The organism is Brevibacterium sp. Lmc1 (assembly GCF_057654315.1).
This window is the reverse complement of the sequence record NZ_CM172803.1, coordinates 326,926-350,681: the sequence shown is the minus strand read 5'-3', so window position 1 is coordinate 350,681 and position 23,756 is coordinate 326,926. Positions and strand designations below refer to the sequence as shown.

Genomic DNA, 23,756 nt, shown 5'->3' with positions numbered 1-23,756 from the left:
AATGGACTCTGCAAACTTGTGTCTACGACCGTTCACTTGCCAGCTAGCACAGCCTCAGTATCCCCACCCAATGCTGGCGCGGGCACAGCATCTGGCACCGACGTTCCGCCGAACTGCAACGGCACACGCGGGGCGAGTACACGGCCGACGCCTGGCTGGTCTATCTCGGTGAGCATCGGGTTTTCGGTTGAACACCGCGGATCAGATTTCACCAGTTCCTCAAATGTCTGGAACCCACCGACGAGCACTCCCGCCTCGGCAAGTAGCCTCGTCGCATCCTCGGAACTGTGCTTGGCAAACCACGGGCGCACCACTGCATCGATCGCCTCTCGTGCTTCGAACCGGCCGCCCTCGGTGGTTAGGTCGACGTCGAGCAGTGGCCCGATCATTTCGAGCTTCTCGGCACGCCCCGTCGCCTTGCCCAGGCCGCGCCAGTGCTTGTTCGAGATGACGACAACCATCACCTGCCGGCCATCCGAGCACTCGAACGACTGACCGTACGCGCCGTACAACCCATTACCTAAAGCACCACGCGTCTTCCCCGTCGCCTGCACCTCCGCGATGTAGCCGAGATTGCCGACAGTCGCGAGCATGACATCGGAGAGCGCAAGGGTGATTTCCTGGCCTTCGCCCGAGGTACGACGGTCGAGTTCCGCGGCCATGACCCCGTTGGAAATATAGAGCCCCGCAGCGACATCCCACGCCGGCACCGCGTTGTTCACCGGGCGCTCGTCATCACCGGTAATGATCGGGAAACCACTGGCCGCATTCACCGTGTAATCGACCGCAGGCGAACCATCGTGCCACCCACCCAAGCGCAACATGACGAGATCCTCACGATGCTGTTTGAGATTCTCATAACTCAACCATCCGCGGGCCGGAAGATTCGTGATGAGCGTGCCCGCCTCGGCGATGAGGTCGGTGGCGATCTTCTGGCCTTCCTCCGACTTCAGGTCCAGCGTGACCGAGCGCTTCCCTTTGTTCAGGGACGCCCAGTAGATGCTCGTGCCGTCATCGCTGATCGGCCACCGGTTCGCATCGATGTTCCCACCGATCGGATCGATGCGGATGACCTCTGCGCCAAGCTGAGCCAGCGTCATCGCACCCAAAGGGGCGGCGACGAATGCAGAGATCTCGACGACCTTGAGACCGGTCAGGGGTGCGGGGCGGGTGTCGGTCATGCTGGTGCTCCTCAGTTCTTCGTTGTCACGGTGGCGACGATCGCGGTCTTCCCACCTGGCGCGATGGCCTGGAGCTCATGCACTCCGGGTTCGGACTCCCGGCCGACGAGGTGGATCTGTTCGTTCGCGAACAAGGGGGACTTCGCGGTGAACCGGTACCCGGTCACAGCCGCCTCGGGGTGGGTGGACATGAACGCGTCCAACAACAGCGTCGCGGTCAACGGTCCGTGCGTGACCAGGCCGGGGTAGCCTTCGACCTCGGTGACGTACGGGTGGTCGTAGTGGATGCGGTGGGAGTTGAACGTAAACGCCGAGTAGCGGAAGAGTGTCACCTCGTTCGGTCGAACGCTTGTGGTCCACTCCCAGCCTTCGGGGGCGGGCGAATCTGTCCGAGGGGGCTTCGCCGCCGATCCTTCCGGTACCGAGGTGGCTTCCCGGTAGACAATCGTGTGCCGATCCGTCGTCGCGAGGGCCCCGTCCGCGGTGATCTCGTGGCGGAGCACGACGAAGCACAACGGACCGGTGCTGCCGGTCTTCTCCGTGATCGACTCGATCATCGTGGTCCGCTCGATCGTCTGCCCGGGCAGGATCGGGGCGTGGAAGGTCAGGTCGCTGCCGGCCCACATCCGCCGCGGGAGCGGGACCGGGGGCATGAACCCACCCAGAGCCTCATGCCCGTCGGCACCGAGTTCACTCATCGACACATCGCCTTCGGAGAAGTGCAGCCAATGCCCCAATGGGAACAGCGGTGCAGCCGGGTCACCGTCGTGACCGAGTAAGGTCGCCAGGCGTGCAGCCCGTTCCCCGTCTGCGGTCTCGAAGGCGGTCGAGGTCCGCCCGACCCAGTCCTGAAGGTTCGTCTCACTCATCGCAGTCATCTTCCTATCGGTAGTTCATCAATGCACCCACAACTTGCCAATTACTACCCGACGGCGGCGCAGATACCTGGCGCCAGGTTGCTGGGCCGCCGTCGGGTAGTAATTCAGCGGCCGAGGAGTTCGTCGGAGATGATGCGCATCTGGATCTCAGACGAGCCCTCGAAGATCTTCGTCAACCGCGCATCCCTCCAGTAGCGTTCGACAGCGAAGTCCTTCGTGTACCCGGCACCACCGTGGATCTGCAGCGCCTCCGAGGTGACCTTCTCGCTCATCTCCCCGGCCAGGTACTTCACCATCGCGGCTTCCTTGTCGCAGCGGCGACCGGAATCGATCTCCGTGCACACGTGGTACATCAGTTGTCGGCACGCCTCGATCTGGGCGGCCATGTCCGCGACCTTGAACCGCAGATGCTGGAAATCAGCCAACGGATGCCCGAACTGCTCGCGTTCTTTCAGATATTTGATCGAGTCCTCAAGTGCCGCTTGTGCCAGACCGATCGACCGGGCCGCCGTGTGCGCACGTCCGACTTCGAGTCCGGACACCGCCTGGTAGAAACCGCGGCCTTCCTCACCGAGGAGGGCATCGGCAGGCAGGACGAAGTTGTCGAACGACAGCTCCCATGTCTTCCACCCGTGGTACCCGATCTTCTTCGCTGGCGCCCCGGAGATCCCCTCGGGGAAGGTGCCGCGTTCTTTCTCGACGAGGAACACCGAGATCCCCCGATGTCGCTTCTCCTCTGTGGAGGTGCGGGCGAAGAGGATGATGTAGTCGGCCTGATCGGCATACGTGCACCACATCTTCGTACCGTTGATGACCCAATCACCATCGGCATTACGTTCGGCCTTGCACCGCAGGTTCGCCACATCCGACCCAGCCTCAGCCTCAGACAGGGCGAAGGCACCGAGGTACTCACCACTGGCAACCTTCGGCAACAGACGGGCCTCCTGCTCGGGCGAGAATCCACCACCCATGCCGTTGCCGCGAGCCAACAGGCCGGCCACCGACATCCAAGCACGGGAGAGTTCCTCAGCCACGAGGCAGTACTCGAACACACCAAGCCCCAGTCCCCCGTACTCTTCGGGGATGAGGATGCCGAAGAACCCCATCTCCGCCATCTGCTTGACCATCGAATCCGGGAACTGCCCTTCAACAGGGTCGAGCTCGTTGGCGATGGGCAGGACGACATCACGGGCGAACTCACGGGCGAGCGCCTGGATCTCGAGGCGCTCCTCGGTCATCATGTGCGGAGTGTCCGGACGCGGACGCGGCTTATGAGTCATCTTCTGCCCTTTCTGGGGTCTTCATGTCTTCTTCGATTCGTATCACTGTCCGACCACCGCCGGCTGAGCCGCCCATTCTCGAAGGACGGCGGTTTTGATCTTCGAGCCGTTCGTTCCCGCGGTCACGGGCATGGTCTCGACCAGGCGGACCTCGGTCGGGACCTTGAAGCTGGCGAGCTGCTGCCGGCAGTACTGCCGGATGTCCTCAGGTTCGGGAGTAGTTCCGGGCACTGGCTGAACGAAAGCGACGACTTCGGGCTCGCCGACGTCGCTGCTGCGCCCGACGACCTTGACCAACTCGATGTCCGGATGGGTAATGAGGTGCAGCTCGATCTCTGCGGGATCAACGAGGAACCCCCGCAGACGGATGACGTCACCCATTCGGCAGACGTATTCGAAGGCTTCGGGCCCATGAGCGCGCCCGAGGTCCCCCGTCTGGAACCATCCGTCGGAGGTGAAGTTCTTCCTTCCTTCTCCCTGATCACCGAGGTAGTGGTCGACGACGTTGGGACCCCGGAGTTGGACTTCACCTTCCGAGCCTTCGGACACAGGCTGGTCCGTGACCGGATCGGCGATGCGGTATTCGTAGCGAGGGTCGACGAGGCGACCGCCTCCCGAATACCGCAGCTTTTCCGGGGTGTCGTTCGGCCAGAACGAAGTGAGTGCGAAGACTTCGGAGGAACCGTAGACGCCGACGGTGCGGGTGCCCAACTGTTCGGCCGCCCATTCGGCGATGTCGGCGGACATTCCTTGAAAGTCGGCCACGCCTGCCCACCGCCACGATTCGAGTTTCGTGCCCGTGTCTTCGCAGACCTTGCGCACTCGGGAGAGCATGTCGTCGGCTCCGACGAAGTGTGAGCCGGAGAAGGTGCTCCAGGCCCGGACGAGTTCTTGTTCGTCGAAGACCGGGTGAAGGAGGACTGCCGCTCCGCCGAAGAGAGCCCCCATTCCCGCCGAGTATCCGAAGACGCCCGAGTACGGGAGCGGTTCGACGAGGACGTCACCGGTGGTGAAGCCGATTCGAGAGGCGACCTGCTGGGAATGAGTGATGACGGCGGACTCCCGGTGAGCCGCGAGCTTCGGCATCCCCGTGGAGCCGGAAGTCGTGAAGGCAACCGACAGCCGGGATTCTTCGGGTGCGGCCGCGGCGAATGAAGTCGCTGCCTGATCGATGGTTGACGACTCCGCGGGGACGAGCACCGCCCCAGCGCCGAGGTCGTAGTCCGCGATCGTGGGTTCGCTCGCGGCTCCCGGCACCGCCCAGACGAATGCCTTCGGCGGGGTGAACGGCTCCCCCGGTGAACGGTCCTGCTGTGCGGCAGTTTCCTGGTCCACCTCGGCGATGGCCTTCCGTGCGGTAGCGAGGAAGTCGAGGTTGCGGAATCCGTGGGCCACGACGAGCACCTGCGGGCGGGCCTTGGTGAGGACGTGCCCCACCTCGGCGACGTTGTAGCGGGTGTTCACCCCGATCACGTGGGCACCGAGCGCGGAAGCCGCGAACTGCCACGCATAGGTGTCGGACCAGCTTGGCAGCCAGACCGCGATGCAGTCGTTCGGGCCGACACCGTGCTCGGCGAGCAGATCGGCGAACTCGTTGGCGCGGGCCAGCAGATCCGAGACACTGATGCGCACGTGCCCGGACTCGGTGCCTTCACGGACGGCACCGGTCGGCAGCGGATCGATGAGAGCCGTCCGCTGTGGGTCGGTTTCGGCCCAGGATCTCAGATGACCGAAGAGAGTGCTGGGCGAATTCATGAGCGGGCGGCCTCCAATTCTTCGGTCTTTCGGTCAGCGCTGCCGGAATCGGCCCCGCCGGAATCGGGAAGATCGGTATCGGCACCGCGAGTGCCGGCACTGCGCACCCAGGAGTCGACCGCCTCGGCGAAGTCCGGCATCTCCTCCATCGGATAGTGCCCGATTCCCGGCAGGAGAACGAAGGTGCCTCGAGGGATGGACTCGGCGTCACGGCGGATCGCTGCGGTGTCGATCCACACGTCGTCCTCACCGGCGACGAGGACCGTCGGGCAGGTGACACCGGGCAGGCCCGCGCTGACGTCGTGGCGGCCCCAACCGATGAGATCAGAGTTCGACACGATCGGGTCCTCCCTGCAGTGCATGCGGGCGATGAGCTCTCGCCGCTCTTCGTCGATTGCCGAGCCGACGACGGCTCGCGTCCCCCAGTAGGTTCGATCGCCGCGAGACGGCGTCGAGATGTCGACGAGCTCACGTGTCAGGCCTCGCAGCGAGACATGGCCGGGGCGGGATCCGGCGGCCATGGCGATTGCCGCGATGATGCGGTCACCGGCGCGCACGGCCAGGTCGATCGTGATCTTGCCGCCGATCGAGCACCCGACGGCGACGAACCGATCGATCCCGAGCTGGTCGAGCACTGTCAGACCGAATCGCGCGTATTCGTCGAGGTCGGTCACCGGGCCGTTCTTCGCCGGCTCCGTGCGGCCGTGCCCGGGCAGGTCGGGAACGATGACCCGGTAGCCGAGGGCGGCGAGGTCGGCCGCCACGTGGCGGTACTGGACTCCGGACTGTCCTGCGGTGTGAACAGCGAGCAGCGGCGTCGCGTCGATGTCGCCCCAGTCCTCGACGAAGGCGATGCGGTCGTCGATGATCAGCTGGTGAGCGCGGAGGGTCGTCGCTGCCGGAGCGTTCGTGTGGTTCAGTGTCGTCATCTCAAGCCACCTGCAGATTCGTTTCGAGGACGCGTTCGGAGCCGACATAGCCGGCTGTGACGGCCATGGCTCGAGCGTGGTCGATGATGCGGATCAGTGCGCTGGTCATGCGCAGGTACTCGTACCCGGATCCGGAGGAGCGCATCCTCCCGCTCATCGCGGTCTCCATGAAGCGGTTGCGCTCGGCGGTCACGAGATCAATGAAGACGTCGCCGGGGACGGAGAGCACGAAGTCAGCGCCGAGGATGGAGCGGGCGACGACCTCGAGCACGTGACCGCGGTAGCAGCGAAAGTGCACTGGGCGACCGCCGATGGCGATGCCGATCGTTCCGTCGTAGGCCTCGATGAGTGTGGAGAACTCGGAGTCCTCACGCAGGCGATCGCGCAATGCGCTGTTCCAACCAGCACTGCCTGGGCAGAACAGATCGGACACGTCGTCGCTGTTGTCGATGGCTTCGGCGAAGGCGAAACGCACCGAGGCGGAATAGGCGGCGTCCCCTTCGAGGTGAGCTGTCACCTCGGTCCGCAGCTCCTGTCCCTTTTGAGGCAGGACGGCCGTCACCACTGCAGACGGGGAGACGAGTTCGCTGTCGTCGGTCTGGGCCTCGCCGTTCGTCTCCAGCTCAGCCGAGACCAGTCGGACCGACTGCCCCAGCTCCTGACCGATCGCCTCGGCAACGGAGTCGGCCAGCGACAGCGGACTTGACGCAGCCAGTGCGTCAGCATCGGCGAGCAGTCTTCGGCCGGGTTTGAGCGGGGTGGTCATGAAAGTTCCTTCCGGGTGTGCTTATGAGTGCAGGTGAACTTATGAGTAGATTGGTGCCCATGGAGGACACCCCAGCCAATGCGAACCGGCGGCGAGCAGCGCCGAGATTCATCGACCGTGACACGGTTGTCCACGCTTCTCTCGAGGTGTTCTCCGCCCAGGGGTTCCACGGTGCGTCGACGCGGCAGATCGCGAAGGCGGCGGGCACTTCCTTGTCGAATCTGTACAACTACTTCGGGTCGAAGAGTGAGATCCTCGAGTTCGTGCTCGAAGAGACGGCGCGAACCCTGGCCGATTCGCTCGAGGAAGCGGTCGGCGCAGCGGGAACGGACCCGTTGTCGAGGCTCGAGGCCGCGGTGCGTGCCTACGTCGATTTCATCGTGGCCCAGCCCCGCGCCTCGGTGGTGGGCATCACCGAGTTCCGCTACCTCGAAGGGGAGAACCGCGCCGAGGTGGTCACTGAAAGAGACAGGACGGAAGCGGTGTTCCGAGCAGCGATCGGTGACGCTGCTGCCACCGGAGAGTGCGAGGTGCGCAATCTCGGCTCGGCGGTGCGCGGCGTCGTCACCCTCTGCAACTCGATGTCGACGTGGTACCGGCCCGACGGTGAGCTCTCGCCCGCCGAACTCGCCGATCTGCAGGTCGACCTCGTCTTCGGTCTCGTCCGTGCCGCCGAGCGGCCTGCCTCTTCCGACTGACATCATCCGAGCCGTTCGACCGTTCGGGCATCGGCGGCGTCGACGGCGGGCGGGAACGAGAATCGTGCCGCGTCCCATCCGGATTCGAGCGACGACCAGAAGAAGAACGAGACTCGACGCTCCTGGAAACGCCACCCGTGTGCTGTCCTGACCATCGTGTCTTCGTACCGACCGGCCGCGATCTGGGATTCGCCGTCGACGACGCAGGGCTGGAGCAGCCAGGTCGTCCCCGTCGCGGTGTCACCGTCGACCTCGACTGTCTCATTGGAGCTGAAGTGCCACCACGATGTCACGGTCGAGGAGTTGAGCTGTGGGAAGAACTCGAGCATCTCCGCACGGCCGCGTGCAGTGGACAGACCGACGAACGCGCCGTCCTCGGTGAACGTGTCGGCGAGGTCTTCCCAGCGACCGTCATCGAGTGCCTGACAGTACTGGGCGCGGAGCTGCCCAATCTCGTGGATGTCTTCGAGGCAGGTGATCCTCTCTTCGAGGGTCAGTGTCGACTCAGGCATGTTCGGCCTCCTCAGCGGTTGTCGGCTTCACAGCCGCATCGAGCTTGCCTGCTTCGCGAAGTTCGCGTTCTTCGATATCTGCGGCCGTCTCATGCAGGTTCGCCTGGAAGCGTTCCCTGATGGAGTACACGGCCACGAAGGTGATCACGGCCATCGCGATGATGTAGAGGGAAACGCTCGCCGAGGTGCCGGTCGCTTCGATGAGCGAGACCATGATCATCGGTGCGAGGCCACCAGCGAAGACGCTCGCCAGCTGGAATCCGAGGGAGGCTCCGAAGTAGCGGACGTCGGCAGGGAACATCTCGGCGAACAGTGCCGCCTGGGGCCCGAACATCATGGCGTGCAGGGTGAGGCCGACGATGATGGCGGCCGCGACGAGGAACGGGTTGCCGGTGTCGACGAGCCAGAAGAACGGGAACGCCCACACGGCCATGAGAACGGTGCCGAGCAGGAAGATCTTGCGGCGGCCGTGTCGATCGGACCAGGCCCCGAAGTAGGGGATCGTGAAGATCTGCGTGGCGACGGCGAGGCAGACGATCATGATCATCGTCGTCTGCGAGAGCCCGACATTCGCGGTGCCGTAGGACAGCATTCCGGAGATCATGATGTAGAAGGTGCCGTTGACCACGAAGAATGCACCCGCGGCCTGCAGAATCTGCTTCCAGTACAGCCGCAGGGCGCGGAGGAAGGACACGCGCGGCATCTTCGTGCCTGCGGTTGCGGCCTCCGCCTTGGCCTGCATCGACTTGAAGACGGGGGTCTCTTCGATCTTCATCTGCACGAAGATGCCGACGGCGACGAGCAGGATGCCCGACAGGAACGGCACGCGCCAGCCCCACTCGATGAAGGCGCCTTCATCGACGAAGAGCAGGATGCAGAGGAAGAAGGCGTTGCCGATGATGATGCCGGCGACGGTGCCCAGCTGGACGAGGGAGCCGTAGAATCCGCGACGCTTCAGCGGTGAGTGCTCGGTCAGCAGCAGCGTGGCGCCGCCCCATTGTGCGCCGACGCCGAGTCCTTGGACCAGGCGTGCGGTCACCAGGAGGATCGGTGCCCAGATTCCGATGGTCTCGTGGCTGGGCAGCAGCCCGATCGAGGTTGTGGCCAGTCCCATGACGATCATCGAGGCGACGAGCGGTCCTTTGCGGCCGAACTTATCACCGAGTGCACCGGCGATGATGCCGCCGACGGGCCGGGCGATGAAGCCCACCGCAAGAGTGCCGAACGAGGCGATTGTTCCCAAGGCTCCTTCGAGCGAGGGGAAGAAGACATGGCCGAAGACGAGCGCCGAGGCGGTCGAATAGATGAGGAAGTCGAACCACTCGAGCGCTGTGGCGATGACAGATGCGGCAGCGAGGCGGGTCATCTTGCCTTCGTCGGGTGTTTCGAGTTCGGTCTTGGTCATGCCGGACGTGGTCGCGTCAGGGCCGGTGGGTGAGTTGGGTGCTGATTGCATTATCACTCCTCATTGAGCAGGGAAGAACGTTCGTTCTTGTATGCTGAGTATGACAGAGGCGCTCCACCCAGGCAACAGGCGCCCGATTTCGGCCCCTGACCCAGGAGAACTCCATGCTCGAGAAGCGCACCACTGACAACAGCCTCTACTTCGAGGACCTCGAGGTCGGCCAGGTCTATCGGTCCCCCGCGCGGACGCTGACGGAAGCCGACCTCACAATGTTCTCGATGCTCTCGGGCGACTGGAACCAAGTCCATGCCGATGCCGAATACATGGAGGACCGAGGCGGACGTCTGTTGCACGGCGCCTTGGGAATCGCCGTCCTCACCGGACTGATGGACCGGGCCGGCTGGTTCGCGCAATCGGCGATCGCCATGACCAGCCTCGACGACTGGAAGTTCCTCAAGCCGCTGCGCATCGGAGACACGGTGACCCTCGAGATGGAGATCCTGTCCTGCCGTAAGGTCTCCGCGGGCGACAAGGGCTTCGTCGACCGGCGATTCACTCTGTTCAATCAGCACGGCGAGAAGGCGCAGGAGGGGAGATCCGGATTCCTCATCGAACTGACACCTTCCACGCCGTGACCGAACAGGGCTGACGCCGCTCAGGCCTTATTCCGACCGATGAGCTGCTTGGCGATGACGTTCATCTGGATCTCGTTCGTGCCTTCGCCGACGATCATCAGCGGAGCATCGCGGTAGTAGCGTTCGACGTCGTATTCGGTGGAGTATCCGTAACCGCCATGGACGCGGATGGCATCGAGGGCCACCTCGGCGGCCATCTCCGAGGCATAGAGCTTCGCCATTCCTGCCTCCATGTCCACACGCGCACCCGAATCATAGGTGCGGGCGGCGTGGAGGACGAGCTGCCGGGCGGCCTCGAGCTTCGTCGCCATCGTGGCGAGCTTGTTGCCCACCGACTGGTGCTTCCAGATCGGCTTGCCCATCGACTCGCGCTCCTGCGAATACTTCACCGCATCATCGAGCGCAGCCTGCGCGACGCCGAGCGACCGGGACGCGACCTGGATGCGGCCGATCTCGAGGCCCTTCATCATCTGCTTGAACCCGACACCCTCGGCCTCACCCAGCAGCTGCGACTGCGGCTGCCGCAGACCGTCGAAGGACAGCTCGCAGGTCTCGACGCCCTTGTACCCGAGCTTCGACAGATCCTGGGAGACCGTGAAGCCCTCCCCCTTCTCCACGAGGATGATCGAGATGCCCTTGTGACGGGGTTCCGCCTCGGGTTCGGTCTTGCACAGCAGTGCGATGAGGTCGGATTTCCGGGCGTTCGTGATCCACGTCTTCGACCCGTTGATGACGTAGTCGTCACCGTCTTTCACTGCTGTGGTGCGCATGGCCTGAAGGTCGGAGCCGCCGCCGGGTTCGGTCAGCGCCATGGTCGCTCGCAGCTCACCGGTGGCCATCCGAGGCAGGTACTTATCCTTCTGCTCCTGGGTGCCGTATTCCTGGAGGAGCTTTGCAACGACTGTGTGTCCGCCCATGGCACCGGCCAGGGACATCCACCCGCGGGCGAGTTCCTGAGTGATGAGCGCATACGCCTCGGTCGAGACCTTGCCCATCCCCCACGGCTCGTCGATGGCGAGCCCGTAGATGCCCATGTCCTTCATCGTCTGGATCCACGCTTCAGGGTATTCGTTCGCGTGCTCAACCTGGTTGACGCTGGGTTTGACCTGTTCGTCGATGAACTCGGCGACCAGGTCGATCATCATCTGCTCTTCATTGCTCACTGCCATGGTGAAATCCTCTGTTCGTTCGTCATTTGGAAAGTTCAGTCCAGTCGGGTGCCGTCACGCACCGTGCGGGTCCGGCCGAGGCCGAGCGTCGGCGGACCGGTGCTGTCGAAGAAGTCATTGCCCTTGTCGTCGGTGATGATGAACGCAGGGAAGTCTTCGACGTGGATCTTCCACACTGCCTCCATCCCGAGCTCCTCCATATCGAGGACCTCGACCGAGGTGATGCAGTCCTGAGCCAGCCGGGCGGCAGGGCCGCCGATCGATCCGAGGTAGAAGCCGCCGAATTCGGCGCAGGAGCTCTTCACCTGCGCGGACCGGTTGCCTTTGCCGAGCATGATCATCGATCCGCCGGCGTCCTGGAACTGCCGCACATACGTGTCCATCCGCGATGAGGTGGTCGGACCGAACGACCCCGAGGGCATTCCCTCGGGTGTCTTCGCCGGTCCCGCATAGTAGATCGGATGGTCTTTGAAATACTCGGGAAGTTCCCCACCGGCATCGAGGCGGTCGCGCAGCTCCGCGTGGACGATGTCGCGGGCGACGACGACCGTTCCCGTCAGCGACACACGGTCCCCGACGGACAGTTCGGACAGCTGCTCCTGCAGACTCGGCATCGGTCGGTCGAGGTCGATGGCGGTGACATTGCCGGATTCGATCTCCTCGACGCGGCCCATCGCCGGCAGAAACCTCGCCGGATCGTGTTCGAGTTCTTCGATGAACACGCCGTCTGCGTTGATGCGGGCGATGATCTGCCGGTCGGCCGAACAGCTCACGGCGATCGCGATCGGCAGGGATCCGTTGTGCCGGGGCAGCCGGACGACGCGGACGTCGTGGCAGAAGTACTTGCCGCCGAACTGGGCACCGAAGCCGAGGTTCTGGGTGAGTTCGAAGACGGTCTGCTCGAATTCCCGGTCCCTGAATCCGTGCCCCAATTCGGCGTCTCCGGTCTCCGGCAGATCATCGAGGTAGTGGGCGCTGGCGAGTTTCGCGGTCTTGAGCGTGAATTCGGCCGACGGCCCGCCGATGACGACGGCCAGATGATAAGGAGGGCAGGCTGCGGTGCCGAGGGTGGAGATCTTCTCGGCGAGGAAGTCAAGCATCGCCGACTCATTGAGCACGGCCTTCGTCTCCTGATAGAGGAAGGACTTGTTCGCACTGCCTCCGCCCTTGGCCATGAACAGCAACTCATAGTTGTCGGCAGGGCTCAGCCCCACCTCGATCTGGGCAGGCAGGTTGGTGCCGGTGTTCGTCTCCTCGAACAGACTCGTCGGGGCCAGCTGCGAGTAGCGAAGGTTGAGCTCCTCGTAGGCACGACCGATTCCGCGCGACAGATGCCGCGCATCATCGCCGTCGGTGAGCACATTCGGGCCTCGCTTGGCCGAGACGATCGCGGTGCCCGTGTCCTGACACATCGGCAGGATCTCCCCGGCCGAGACCGCGGCGTTCTGCAGCAGGTCGAGAGCGACGAAGACGTCGTTGTCGCTGGCCTCCGGATCGTCGATGATCACCCGCAGGCTGGCCAAGTGATCGGTGCGCAGATAATGCGAGATCTCCTTGAAGGCCACCTCGGCGAGGTCGGTCAGGGTCTCCGGTGCCACCGTGAGGAACGTACGCGTCGTCCCGGCCACCTCGACGGTGGTCGTCTCCACTCCCCCGATGTCGAGCCTGCGCATCCGCGGGCCTTCGCCGTCGGTGGGCAGCAAAGGTGAGTAGGCGAAGTCGTCACCCCTCGACGAGGCGGCCCTGCCGTCGGTCGTATGTGCGGGCTCGTCATTCATCGTCGTCAGATCACCCCGTTGTGGCGCAGTTCGCCGATCGTCTCGGCGTCCATCCCCAGCTCGCCGAGGATGGACTCCGAATTCTGCCCCACCGCCGGGATCGGGTCCATGCGATTGCCCACCCCGGACATCTCGACCGGGGGCGCGAGCATGGAGATCGGTCCAGCGGGAGTGTCGACGTCGTGCCAGCGATGGCGTTCGGTCAGCTGCGGGTGGTCGGCGATCTCACTCATATCGCGCTGCCGGGAGTGGGCGACGCCGGCTGTCTCGAGCAGTTCGTCGCAGGCTTCTCCGGTGAGTTCTGCAAAGGCTCCGTCGATGATCTCTTGGAGTTCGTGTCGGTGGGCGTAGCGGTGGGCGGCGCGGTCGAAGCGTTCGTCGGTGACCATATCGGGGCGGTCGAGGACCTGGGTGGCGAAGCGTTCCCATTCGCGTTCGTTCTGGATCGCGAGCATGATCTGAGTACCGTCGCCACAGGTGAACGCACCGTAGGGGGCGATGGCGGCATGGGAGGTGCCGGCGCGGGTGGGGCGGGTGCCGCCGTAGCGGGTGAAGTAGAGAGGGTAGCCCATCCATTCGACGAGGGAGTCGAAGAGGCTCGTCGACAAGGTGGCTCCAACACCGGTGCGCTCGCGGTTGTACAGAGCGGTAAGGATGCCGGAGTACGTGTACATTCCCGCGGCGATATCTGCCGTCGAGATTCCCGTCTTCGCGGGGAACTCCTCTGTTCCGGTCACGGAGACCAGTCCTGCTTCGGCCTGCACAAGTGCATCGTAGGCCTTGGCATCTTTGTACGGGCCGTCCGTTCCGTATCCGGAGATCGAGGCGTGGATAAGCCGAGGGTTAATCGACCGCAGCTCGTCGGCACCGAGGCCGAGTCTCTCTGCCGCGCCGGGCGCGAAATTCTGGATGAAGACATCCGCCGAGGCGATGAGATCGTGGAGGATCTTCAGTCCGTCAGGGCTCTTGAGGTCGAGCGCCAGGCTCTCCTTATTCCGGTTGATCCAGACGAAGTGGCTCGAGAGTCCATTGACCGTCGTGTCGTATCCGCGGGCGAAGTCGCCGACGCCTGGGCGTTCGATCTTGATGACCCGGGCTCCGAGGTCGGCAAGCTGGCGTGAGGCGAAGGGGGCGGCGACTGCCTGCTCGCAGCTGATGACAGTAATGCCGGACAGCGGCATGTTCGAGGCGGTCGCGTCGTCCTGGCCCGCGGGGCTCGGTACGGATGTCGGTGCAGCAGTGGCCATCGGCCCTCCACGACGAGGTGTGAAACGTTGACATCCACATCATACATATCTTCACAGATAATGCATTCTTTAGTCCCGGCTGATGCCTGAGCCTGTAGACTGAGACCATCGAGACATGAACCGACACCCCGACAGCGGGTGACGTATGAACGAAAGGCACCGGGTGGACCAGGAGTCGGCATCGACCAAACGGGACGTCATCGTCCTCGGCCTGCGCCGGAAGATCCTCTCTCGCGAGCTCGATCGCGGCGAACGACTGCGACAGGATCAGGTCGCCGACTGGTTCAACGCCTCCATCACGCCGGTCCGCGAGGCACTGCGGATCCTCGAGGCCGAGGGACTCGTCACCTCCGAAGCCCACCGAGGCGTCCGTGTCGCCGGCGTCGACGTCGACCGTCTCAAATCCCTCTTCGTCACCCGCAAGCTCACCGAGACCTTCGCCATCGCCCGTGCGACCACACGGATCTCCAGGCACGAGCTGCGCCAGGCCGAGCGCCTGCTCGACGCTCTTGACGAGGCCAGCGCCGACGGTGATTCGCTGGGACGCAACACCCGCAACGAGGAGTTCCACTTCTTCTTCTACGACCGCTGCGGAATGCCCGCGCTCCGCGACGACATCGCTGCACGCTGGCGGGCGTTCCCGTGGGACCTCACCCTCGACAGCCCCGAGAGACTCGACCAGGTGCACGCCGAACATCAATCGATCGTCGACGCTGTCCGCGACGTCGATCCGGACGCGGCGGCGCGCCACCTCGGCGATCACATCACGAACGGATTCCTCCGCCTGGCCGAGTCAACGACCGGTCAGGCAGTGTCCGACCCCTTCGACTTCGACACGGACTGACTGCCTCAGCACGGACCGTGGGCGCCACTCCTCCGGGATTCACACCCGGGAAGCCCCTCCCGACAAATAATGCATTATTTGACTGATAATATTGGAAATTGCCTAAAAGTCCTCTAGGCTCGTGAACGGTCGATCGAGAACCTGACTCGGCACGAACTCCCCGCACGGCAATGACCGGCCGTCGTCTTCGGTGAGCTCGTCCGCACACAGACACTCCCGATCGGCTTCGCCCCTGGCCAACCAGACTGGAGCTGACGATGACGTCAATGAGACGACCGAGGTGGAAGCCGCTCATCGCGGGCCTCTCGATAACCCTCCTGCTGCTGAGCGGATGCAATCCCGCCCGCAGCGGAGATCAACAGAAATTCGAACTGCGCTTCGCCCATGTCACCTCGGTGGGCACACCGAAGGGATTGGCTGCCGACTTCTTCGCCGAACAGGTCGAGAAGAAGTCCGGTGGCCGCATCGAGGTCGAGGTGTTCCCGAACTCGGAACTCTACGGCGACAAGGACGAGATGCAGGCCATCCAGTCCAATGCCGTGCAGATGCTGGCTCCGGCGAGCGCGAAGTTCACGACGATCGCGCCGAGCCTGCAGGTTCTCGACCTGCCGTTCATCTTCGACGAACCGGACGAGATCCCCGAAGTCGCCAGTCCTGATACGGAGATCGGCAAGGCGATCTACGCCAATCCCGATCTGGAAGCCAATGGGCTCAAGGTCCTCGGTCTGTGGGATTCGGGCATGAAGCAGATCCACTCGAACAACAAGACGCTGAAGCCCGAGGACATGAAGGGCAAGAAGTACCGCATCCAGCCCTCGGACGTGCTGCGCACCCAGTTCGAGACCTGGGGTGGCATTCCGACCCCGCTCGCGTTCGCCGAGGTCTACAGCGGGTTGCAGCAGGGTCTCATCGACGGTGGCGAGAACACCTACTCGAACATCCAGTCGCAGAACATGCACACGGTCCAGAAGTACGTGACCGAACTCGATCACGGCTACATCGGCTACATCCTCACGGTGAACAAGCGTTGGTACGACGAGCTTCCGGACGACTCGCAGTCCGCGGTCGACGAGGCCGCCGATGAGGCCAGCGAGTTCAACCGCAAGGAAGCTCAGAAGGTCAACGAAGAGTCGAAGAAGACCATCGAGGAATCCGGCGGCACGGAGATCGTCATTCCGAGCAAGGACGAGCGCCAAGCGTTCAAGGACATGGTCGTGCCGTCCGAATACGAGAAGTACCGCGACGTCATCGGTCCCGAGGTCGTCGACGAGCTCCTCGAACGCAACGAGACGAGGGGCTGATGATGAAGACCATCGACAAGTACCTCAGTCGGCTCGAGAACTTCCTGGCCGGCGGCTGCCTCATCGCGGCCACGGCCCTGGCGGTCTTCGCCGTGCTTCTGCGCAATATCACCGGTGACGTCCTCTTCTGGTCCGAAGAGGCGGTCATCTACCTCATCATCTTCTCGACGTTCTTCGGCGCAGTGGTCACCCTGCGCCACAACGAGCACGTGGCCGTCGACATCATGCCAGCGCTGCTCAAGGGCAAAGCGAAGAAGTTCTTCGTCGTCCTCGGCGGCTTGGCCACTCTGGTCTACGCGGGCTTCATCGCCTACCTGTCGTGGGCGCTCATCACCGAACCGTTCTCGCGAACGACGATCACCCCGGCGCTCAAGCTGCCGCTGTGGGTCGTCGAACTCTCGCTGGCGGTGGGCATGACGCTGTTCTTCATCCGCGCCGTCGAGATGACCATCCGTGCCCTGCGCACTCCTGCGACAGAGCTCGACAAGGATGTCCTCGCCGAGGAGGCCGCCGCCGTCGGCATCGACGTCGACGACCTCGCGATCGTCGATGACGGAAGCGACCGCGCGAACCGCGTGGAGGGAGCCAACGGGGGCGACCGCCTCGGCGATGGCGGGACCGACGAGAAGGGAGGCGATCGTTGATGTTCGAAGCCACCATCGTCCTCATCGTCGTCCTCATCGCACTGCTCGTCACCTCGGCGCCGATCGCGGTCGCTTTGGGCCTGACGAGCATCGTCTATTTCTACTACTTCACGCTCATTCCGATGACCCAGGTCTCGGAACGACTGTTCAATGCGCTCAACTCGTTCCCGCTCATGGCGATCCCGTTCTTCATCCTCGCGGCGAACATCATGTCCCGCGGCGGGATCTCCCGGCGGCTCACCGACTTCGGTGCGGCCATGGTCGGGCACCTGCGCGGTGGCATGGCGATCACTACGGTGCTCGCGTGCATGTTCTTCGCCGCGGTCTCCGGTTCCTCACCGGCCACGGTCGTCGCGGTCGGTGCGCTGATGATTCCGGCCATGATGAAGAACGGGTACCCGAAGGAATTCTCCACGGGACTCGTGGCCACCTCGGGGTCGCTGGGTATCCTCATCCCGCCCTCGATTCCGCTCATCGTCTTCGGCATCGCCACCGAGCAGAACATCGGCGACCTCTTCCTCGCAGGTGTGCTGCCGGGCATCCTCGCCGGTGTCATGCTGTTGGGCATGGCCGTCTTCGTTGCCTGGAAGAAGGGCTACGGTCACGCCGGGGTCGGCTTCCGGATGTCGAACAAGGACAAGTGGAAGGCGTTCCGGGATGCGATCCTCGCGCTCGCTTTGCCGTTCCTCGTCCTCGGCGGAATCTACTCCGGATGGTTCACCCCCACCGAGGCGGCCGCCGTGGCCGTCGCCTATTCGCTGGTCGTGTCGCTGCTCATCTACCGCGAGATCAAGTTCTCGCAGCTGTGGGAGGTCACAATCGCGTCGGTGAAGACCTCGGCGATGGTCATGTTCATCATCGCCAACGGCATCCTCTTCACCTTCGTGCTCGCCAGTGAGCGGATCCCGGGTCAGATCTCGACGACGATCACCGAATGGGATCTGCAGCCGTGGCAGTTCCTCATCCTCGTCAACATCCTGCTGCTGTTCGTCGGCTGCGTGATGGAGACATCCTCGGCGATCCTCATCCTCGCCCCGATCCTGCTGCCGATCGCGATGGAGCTGGGCATCGACCCGATCCACTTCGGCATCATCGTGGTGATGAACCTCGAGATCGGCATGATCACACCGCCGCTGGGACTCAACCTGTTCGTCGCCTCCGGCATGTCCGGCATGAGCGTCGTTGGGGTGGCGAAAGCCGCGATCCCGAGTGCGCTCGTGCTGCTGGCGGCACTCGCGCTGGTCACGTTCGTGCCGTTCTTCGCCACGGCGTTCGTGGGGTGAGCGTGTAGATCAGAGCGAGCCGCGCGACTCGAAAACGACCGCGGGCCAGGTCGGGGCACATTCGGTGCAGCCGACCTGGCCCGCGGTTCTCTGTCCCAGGAGACGGTGAGTCGAGGCTGGTTGAGGGCCCCTATTCGGATGCGCTATTCGGATGCGCGCGGGGTTGGCCCGGACAGAACACGGTAGGTGGTTTGCACCATGCCTCCGTCGAGAACGTCAGTCCGGACATGTTCAAGATCCGCATCGCCGCCGAGCGGCCCGAACAGTGATGGCCCATCGCCGATGAGCACGGGCACGTGGGAGAGCGTGATCTCGTCGACCAGCTTCGCGGCTAAGAACCAGCGGACGGTCTCCCCGCCGTCGACGTAGACCCGCTGACGACCATCTCGCTGCAGAGCGTCGATGGCGGATTCGGGCGTGCGGTGAACGGTGATTCGAGAGTCGGCATCCTCGGCAAGCGTCGTGCTGATCACGTGGATCGGGTGATCGAGGTACGGCCAGTCCTCGTAGGATGCGATGGCTTCGTAGGTCTTCCGGCCCATCACCAGAGAATCAACCGACTCGATGAACGGAGTGAACCCGGCATCCCCGGCGGCCTCACCTCGGCTGGTCAGCCATTCCAAGTCCCCGTCGGGTCGCGCTATTCGCCCGTCGACGCTCAGACCGAGGAAGACGAAGGCGCGGAGGGACTGCTCTGACCCGGACATGTAGCCAAGTGTCTCAGCTGCGAGCAGCGACATTCAATAGAGTCGGGCAGCGCATTGCCGAGCTGCCGGTGAATCCTGGAGACAGCGATTTCCACCCTGCATGCTCCGGGTACCGCCGACACAAGCGCCAAGTTCTTCCACCAAACGCTTGACTTAGAGTGCGCTCGAAGTTCTAGCGTTGACGCTATGACTGACGCTGCCGTTCCTGTCGGAACTCCCCCGCGCCCCACCGCTGCGCCCAGTTCGATCGGAGAAGTCTGTGACCACCTCGGCATCACGGCACACACCGCCCGCTACTACGAACGCATCGGCCTCATCGAAGTAGGACGTTCGCCCTCGGGCCATCGCGTCTTCGACCAAAGGGCAGTCGATCGACTCGACTTCCTCGTGCGCATGCGGTCGTCGGGCATGGGAATCAGCGAACTCACCCGCTATGTCGACCTCGTCAATCAAGGCGAGTCGACCATTCCGGAGCGCCTGCAGATCATGCGAAACCAACGGCAGCGGATCATCGAACAGATTCACGACCTCGAACGAGCACTGACTGCCACCGAGTACAAGATCGCCGTCTACGGCGGCGCTCCCGACGACACGTCGCACCCACCGAAAGGACACCACTCATGACCACCACGACCAGCCGCCTCAACGACCTCGAGGTCTCACCCATCGGCTTCGGCTGCATGGCACTGTCTCACGTCTACGGCGGCACCACCGATGACGATGCCCGCACCACACTCGGCAAGGTCGTCGATGCCGGCATCACGCTGCTCGACACCGCTGACGTCTACGGCGAACCCCGCGAAGGCACCACCGGTCCCGCCGGGACGAACGAGGAGATGCTCGCTCCGTTCCTTGCCAAGCGCCGCGATGAGGTCCAGCTTGCCACGAAGTTCGGCATCACCGGACTGCGCACGCTCACCGACGGATCGACCAAACGCACCGACGGACGACCCGAATACGCACACTCAGCGTGCGATGCTTCGCTGCGCCGCCTCGGCGTGGATTCGATCGATCTCTACTATCTGCATCGGCCGGATCCTGACGTTCCCATCGAGGACACGGTCGGGGCGATGGCCGAACTGGTCACGGCCGGCAAGGTCGCCCACATCGGCCTGTCCGAGGTCACCGCGGACGAACTGCGCCGCGCCCACGCGATCCACCCGATCACAGCGGTCCAGTCCGAATGGAGCCTGTGGTCGCGCGATGTCGAAGACCACGTCGTGCCCGCCTGCGCCGAGCTCGAGGTCGGGTTCGTCCCGTACTGCCCGCTAGGTCGCGGATTCCTCACCGGCACGCTGACGAAGGATCAGGTCGCCGGCGATGTCCGCGGCCGGACCGCGCGAATGGGTGATGCGTGGGATGCCAACCAGAGGATCGTCTCCATCGTCGCCGAGGTGGCCGACCGTCACAACGCGACCAACGCTCAGGTCGCGCTGGGGTGGCTGTTCCACCGCGCGGCAGAGATGGGCGTCAGCGCGGTTCCGATTCCGGGCTCACGCAAACCCGAGCGCAGCGTGGAAAACCTCGGCGCGCTCGACCTGCACCTCGAGCCTGAGGACATGAGCCAACTCGATGAGATCCGCACTCTGGTCGAAGGCGGCCGCAACATCGTCGACAACCCGAAGTGGATCAGCTCCGGGCGGGAGTGAGGACGGCGCCAAACGGTAGCGTAAGTGACCCGCAAACGGTAGCGTAGACCGCCTCATTTGTCGGCCAATGAGCTGGCTCGGTTGAGACGCTGCCGAGTGTAATCGCGCCGACGCCTCGTCGAACCTCCACTGAACGGAACACCACGGGGCAGGTGGGCACGACTTTCACACTGCGTGACCTCGAAAAACGTTATTGAAACGTGCCCATTATTGGTCAAGGCACTAGTTCTGCTGTGCCTACTATCGAGTCATATATCCCCTGCAACATTTTGGACTCGAAGGAACCCTGCCCTTGACCTACTATCAGCCCGTTCAGTTTGCCCAAATGCGCCCTCAACCGAAGAACGGATTCGGCACGACAGCACTCGTATTGGGCATCATTGCACTCGCACTCGGGTTCATCCCATTTGTATCGCTATTCACCGCTATACCGATGGGAATCGTCGGCGGAATCTTTGGGATCCTCGGAATTGTTCGGGCGTCTAAGCGAGTTGCAACGAACAAAGTAGCTTCAATCTTCGGCCTCGTAGCGTCAATTCTAGCGATCCTTCTTGCCCTGACGTCCAGCATTACAACTGGTGCGTTCATCGGATCACTGGGTTCTGATCAAAAGGACACACAGTCAGCAGCGCAACCGGCGGCCCAGCCGGCTGAAGACGTTCAGGAAATGGAACCGAAAACTGACCAATTTCCGGGGCAAACCGAGAACGACATTGTCGGCAAACCAGGCGAAGAAATCAGCACCCGCGGAGTCAAGGTCACGGCTGAAGAGCTACGGACCGTCAATGATACTTTCGGCGCCCAGCTGTGCTCGAAAGTCACAATCAAGAATGACGGCGACTCAGAAGTTTCGTACAACGCTATCGACTGGAAGCTTCAGTATCCATCCGGAGACATGAAAGACACGACCCTCTCTGGCGAGGATCCCCTGAGTTACGGAGATATTGCCCCCGGAGGAAGTGCCGACGGAAATCTGTGCTTTGACGATACTGGCGAAAAAGGAAAGTACGCACTGATCAGCGACGACTTGTTCAGCTTCAACAGCGAACGAGCCGTTTGGATCACTGAACGTTAGCGCTCAGCAACTATCCTGCGCATGATCGGACCCCGTCTGCGACACTGTGTTCATGGATGCTGCACCGCAGATCGTCGCGTACCAGCCGGCACATCGTGACGCGCTGCTGGATCTGTCGATTCGTGCGTGGGAACCGGTCTTCCCCCTGCTCGAGACCGACGTCCCGGACTTCGTCTACGAATCGTTCTACCCGAGAGGTTGGCGGGAACGTCAGTATGACGATCTCGCCACGACACTTGACGACGAACCGCAGCAGATCGACGTTGCGCTGGTCGCCGGGTCACCGGCGGGTTGGGTCTGCACTCGTCTGCATCCGGAGGATCGCATGGGCGAGGTCTACGTCCTCGCGGTTGATCCTCGCTGCCAACGGCAGGGTGTCGGCAATGCGCTCCTTGAGCATTCGTTCGAGCGCATCAGGCGTGCAGGAATGAACATGGTCATGGTCGAGACCGGCGATGATCGGGGTCACGCTCCGGCGCGGTCGGCTTACGAATCAACCGGCTTCGAACGCTGGCCGGTCGCCCGGTACTTCAAAGATCTCACCCGATGAATCCCATTACCGACTCCTGCACCTGCAGTGCGGCGAGAAATCCGAATAGTGCCAGGCACACGGCCAACAGCACGTTCGACCACTTCGTGTTGCGCAGCTGAGCCGGCACCGACGAGCGGTTGAGGATGACGAGCAGGGCGAGGGCGAGCACCGGCAGGATGAACGCGCTGATCGCCGCGTAGACGAGCACAAGGGTGACGGGTTTGCCGAGGCTCATGATGACCAGCGTCGCGATCGAGAGGTAGACGAGGACTCCGCGGAACTCGATCGACTTCGCCGACATCTCATTGGCTGGCTCGTCCTGATGCGGGTAGCGGCGCAGCACGCGCAGGCAGTCGGCGGTGACGTAGGCGATGCCGGAGAACCCGCCGAGCACGCTCGTGTACACCACGGCGAGGAAGCTGATGAGGAACACCAACCTGCCGGTCTGTCCGATCCGCCCCACGAGGTCATCGGCGATGGCGAACAGCGCATCATTGTCCGAAATCGTGAAGCCCTGCCCGTAGAGGATGAAGGCACCCACGGCACTCATCGCCACGGCGAAGACGAAGACGAGTGCGTAGCTGATGAACAGGTCGAGTCGGACGACCGGCTTCCAATCAGGTGTGCGCCACGCCTTCTCGCGGATCCAGAACGAGTAAGCGAGGATGCCCGTCGCTCCCCCGACTCCGCCGATGAGCGACATCACCGTGATGATCGATGTATTCGGGAACGTCGGTACGATCGTCGCCGCGGCCACCTGCTGAGCGTCTTGGCCCTGGAACACTGAGATCGCCAGAGCGAGGATGCCGAAGAACATGATGATCCCGAAGCCCATCATGGCCTTTTCGACGATCCCGTACCGGCCGATGCCGACGAGCACCGCGGCGGAAAGAAGCACGACGATCGCGGTCGGCCAGAACGGCAGCACCGGGAAGATCGCCTGCAGAATCGTCGTCGTCACCGCGACGACTCCGGCCCCGAAGAACAGCCCGACGAGCAGCTCGGCGATGAGGAAGAGGATCGGGAACGTCCGCCCGCCGAACCGGGTGAGGTGGGAGACCAAGGAACGATCACCGCTCATCTGCAACCGCGCAACCGCCTCGGAGAGGACGAACTTGAGGATGATGCCGACCGTGAACACCCAGATGAGCGCGAGTCCGTACTCGGCCCCGGAGTTCATCGTCGTGATCATGTCCGAAGCCCCGACGCTGGCGAGCGCCAACACGATGCCCGGGCCGATGAGGCGGAGGCGTCCGGTCAGTGATTTCGGTGCCGAGGCGGCGTTCTTCGTCGGCGACGTCATATCGGCGGACATAGGCGGGGTGGGCTCCTTCACGTGAGTACGTCGACGATGCCACCGGAATCGTTCGCTCGAGGCATCGTTCGCTCAGGAGAGTATGGCCGAAGTTGTCACATTTCGGGACGCAAGTCTCAACACCCGGGAAACGCCCCTGTTTCAGCCCATGCCGCAGCGCTCCACATCAACCG

At 63.3% G+C, this 23,756-nt stretch carries 23 protein-coding genes; 10 read left to right on the top strand and 13 right to left on the bottom strand.

Annotated elements, in window-relative coordinates:
• Window positions 1–32: 32 nt before the first annotated feature.
• The 6 genes from AC239G_RS01585 to AC239G_RS01560 all read right to left on the bottom strand — a co-directional run bounded on the left by AC239G_RS01585 (window position 33) and on the right by AC239G_RS01560 (window position 6,789).
• Complete coding sequence (locus AC239G_RS01585) at window positions 33–1,181, bottom strand: CoA transferase (protein ID WP_487489657.1); 1,149 nt, start codon at window positions 1,179–1,181, stop codon at window positions 33–35.
• Window positions 1,182–1,192: 11 nt separating this feature from the next.
• Window positions 1,193–2,050 (bottom strand): HTD2 family dehydratase, encoded by an 858-nt coding sequence (locus AC239G_RS01580; protein ID WP_487489656.1) that lies wholly within the window; start codon window positions 2,048–2,050, stop codon window positions 1,193–1,195.
• Between the two features lie 113 nt (window positions 2,051–2,163).
• Window positions 2,164–3,339, bottom strand: a complete 1,176-nt coding sequence (locus tag AC239G_RS01575; RefSeq protein ID WP_487489655.1) for an acyl-CoA dehydrogenase family protein — start codon at window positions 3,337–3,339, stop codon at window positions 2,164–2,166.
• A 42-nt stretch (window positions 3,340–3,381) separates the two neighbouring features.
• On the bottom strand, window positions 3,382–5,094 hold the full coding sequence (locus AC239G_RS01570; RefSeq protein ID WP_487489654.1) for an AMP-binding protein: 1,713 nt from the start codon (window positions 5,092–5,094) through the stop codon (window positions 3,382–3,384).
• Complete coding sequence (locus AC239G_RS01565; protein ID WP_487489653.1) at window positions 5,091–6,023, bottom strand: alpha/beta fold hydrolase; 933 nt, start codon at window positions 6,021–6,023, stop codon at window positions 5,091–5,093. Before AC239G_RS01565 ends, AC239G_RS01570 begins: the two co-directional genes overlap by 4 nt.
• A gap of 1 nt (window position 6,024) precedes the next feature.
• Window positions 6,025–6,789: a hypothetical protein gene (locus AC239G_RS01560; RefSeq protein ID WP_487489652.1), complete on the bottom strand. Its 765-nt coding sequence runs from the start codon at window positions 6,787–6,789 to the stop codon at window positions 6,025–6,027.
• Between the two features lie 59 nt (window positions 6,790–6,848).
• Here AC239G_RS01560 and AC239G_RS01555 point away from each other — a divergent pair, with 59 nt between their 5' ends.
• Complete coding sequence (locus AC239G_RS01555) at window positions 6,849–7,487, top strand: TetR-type transcription factor C-terminal domain-containing protein (protein ID WP_487489651.1); 639 nt, start codon at window positions 6,849–6,851, stop codon at window positions 7,485–7,487.
• Between the two features lie 2 nt (window positions 7,488–7,489).
• Here AC239G_RS01555 and AC239G_RS01550 read toward each other — a convergent pair whose 3' ends face one another.
• Window positions 7,490–7,999 carry a nuclear transport factor 2 family protein gene (locus tag AC239G_RS01550; protein WP_487489650.1) on the bottom strand — a complete coding sequence of 170 codons (510 nt, stop codon included), beginning with the start codon at window positions 7,997–7,999 and terminating at the stop codon, window positions 7,490–7,492.
• On the bottom strand, window positions 7,992–9,455 hold the full coding sequence (locus AC239G_RS01545) for an MFS transporter (RefSeq protein ID WP_487489649.1): 1,464 nt from the start codon (window positions 9,453–9,455) through the stop codon (window positions 7,992–7,994). Before AC239G_RS01545 ends, AC239G_RS01550 begins: the two co-directional genes overlap by 8 nt.
• 113 nt (window positions 9,456–9,568) lie before the next feature.
• On the opposite strand from AC239G_RS01545, the gene AC239G_RS01540 reads away from it, so the two are divergent.
• A complete protein-coding gene (locus tag AC239G_RS01540; RefSeq protein WP_487489648.1) occupies window positions 9,569–10,039 on the top strand; it encodes a MaoC/PaaZ C-terminal domain-containing protein in 471 nt (156 codons plus the stop codon).
• Window positions 10,040–10,059: 20 nt separating this feature from the next.
• Here the strand turns inward: AC239G_RS01540 and AC239G_RS01535 are convergent, their stop codons facing one another.
• The 3 genes from AC239G_RS01535 to AC239G_RS01525 are packed head-to-tail and all read right to left on the bottom strand — an operon-like array spanning window position 10,060 to window position 14,233.
• On the bottom strand, window positions 10,060–11,208 hold the full coding sequence (locus AC239G_RS01535) for an acyl-CoA dehydrogenase family protein (RefSeq protein WP_487489647.1): 1,149 nt from the start codon (window positions 11,206–11,208) through the stop codon (window positions 10,060–10,062).
• A 35-nt stretch (window positions 11,209–11,243) separates the two neighbouring features.
• On the bottom strand, window positions 11,244–12,986 hold the full coding sequence (locus tag AC239G_RS01530) for a FumA C-terminus/TtdB family hydratase beta subunit (protein ID WP_487489646.1): 1,743 nt from the start codon (window positions 12,984–12,986) through the stop codon (window positions 11,244–11,246).
• A gap of 5 nt (window positions 12,987–12,991) precedes the next feature.
• Window positions 12,992–14,233 (bottom strand): CaiB/BaiF CoA transferase family protein, encoded by a 1,242-nt coding sequence (locus tag AC239G_RS01525; RefSeq protein ID WP_487489645.1) that lies wholly within the window; start codon window positions 14,231–14,233, stop codon window positions 12,992–12,994.
• Window positions 14,234–14,378: 145 nt separating this feature from the next.
• Between AC239G_RS01525 and AC239G_RS01520 the strand changes: the two genes are divergently transcribed.
• The 4 genes from AC239G_RS01520 (at window position 14,379) to AC239G_RS01505 (ending at window position 18,305) form a co-directional block, all read left to right on the top strand.
• Complete coding sequence (locus tag AC239G_RS01520; protein ID WP_487489644.1) at window positions 14,379–15,077, top strand: GntR family transcriptional regulator; 699 nt, start codon at window positions 14,379–14,381, stop codon at window positions 15,075–15,077.
• A 266-nt stretch (window positions 15,078–15,343) separates the two neighbouring features.
• Entirely contained in the window at window positions 15,344–16,378 is a 1,035-nt protein-coding gene (locus tag AC239G_RS01515; protein ID WP_487489643.1) for a TRAP transporter substrate-binding protein, read from the top strand.
• Window positions 16,378–17,022: a TRAP transporter small permease gene (locus tag AC239G_RS01510; protein WP_487489642.1), complete on the top strand. Its 645-nt coding sequence runs from the start codon at window positions 16,378–16,380 to the stop codon at window positions 17,020–17,022. The genes AC239G_RS01515 and AC239G_RS01510 overlap by 1 nt, the downstream gene beginning before the upstream one ends.
• On the top strand, window positions 17,022–18,305 hold the full coding sequence (locus AC239G_RS01505) for a TRAP transporter large permease (RefSeq protein WP_487489641.1): 1,284 nt from the start codon (window positions 17,022–17,024) through the stop codon (window positions 18,303–18,305). Before AC239G_RS01510 ends, AC239G_RS01505 begins: the two co-directional genes overlap by 1 nt.
• Window positions 18,306–18,448: 143 nt before the next feature.
• On the opposite strand, the gene AC239G_RS01500 is transcribed toward AC239G_RS01505, so the two are convergent.
• Window positions 18,449–19,012 carry a dihydrofolate reductase family protein gene (locus AC239G_RS01500; protein WP_487489640.1) on the bottom strand — a complete coding sequence of 188 codons (564 nt, stop codon included), beginning with the start codon at window positions 19,010–19,012 and terminating at the stop codon, window positions 18,449–18,451.
• A gap of 186 nt (window positions 19,013–19,198) precedes the next feature.
• Between AC239G_RS01500 and AC239G_RS01495 the strand changes: the two genes are divergently transcribed.
• The 4 genes from AC239G_RS01495 to AC239G_RS01480 all read left to right on the top strand — a co-directional run bounded on the left by AC239G_RS01495 (window position 19,199) and on the right by AC239G_RS01480 (window position 22,286).
• Entirely contained in the window at window positions 19,199–19,636 is a 438-nt protein-coding gene (locus AC239G_RS01495; RefSeq protein ID WP_487489639.1) for a MerR family transcriptional regulator, read from the top strand.
• On the top strand, window positions 19,633–20,661 hold the full coding sequence (locus AC239G_RS01490) for an aldo/keto reductase (RefSeq protein ID WP_487489638.1): 1,029 nt from the start codon (window positions 19,633–19,635) through the stop codon (window positions 20,659–20,661). The genes AC239G_RS01495 and AC239G_RS01490 overlap by 4 nt, the downstream gene beginning before the upstream one ends.
• A 292-nt stretch (window positions 20,662–20,953) precedes the next feature.
• Window positions 20,954–21,736: a DUF4352 domain-containing protein gene (locus tag AC239G_RS01485; RefSeq protein ID WP_487489637.1), complete on the top strand. Its 783-nt coding sequence runs from the start codon at window positions 20,954–20,956 to the stop codon at window positions 21,734–21,736.
• Window positions 21,737–21,788: 52 nt separating this feature from the next.
• Window positions 21,789–22,286, top strand: coding sequence for a GNAT family N-acetyltransferase (locus tag AC239G_RS01480; RefSeq protein ID WP_487489636.1), 498 nt, complete (start codon window positions 21,789–21,791; stop codon window positions 22,284–22,286).
• Here AC239G_RS01480 and AC239G_RS01475 read toward each other — a convergent pair.
• Window positions 22,276–23,583: an Nramp family divalent metal transporter gene (locus tag AC239G_RS01475; RefSeq protein WP_487489635.1), complete on the bottom strand. Its 1,308-nt coding sequence runs from the start codon at window positions 23,581–23,583 to the stop codon at window positions 22,276–22,278. The genes AC239G_RS01480 and AC239G_RS01475 overlap by 11 nt on opposite strands.
• Window positions 23,584–23,756 lie beyond the last annotated feature (173 nt).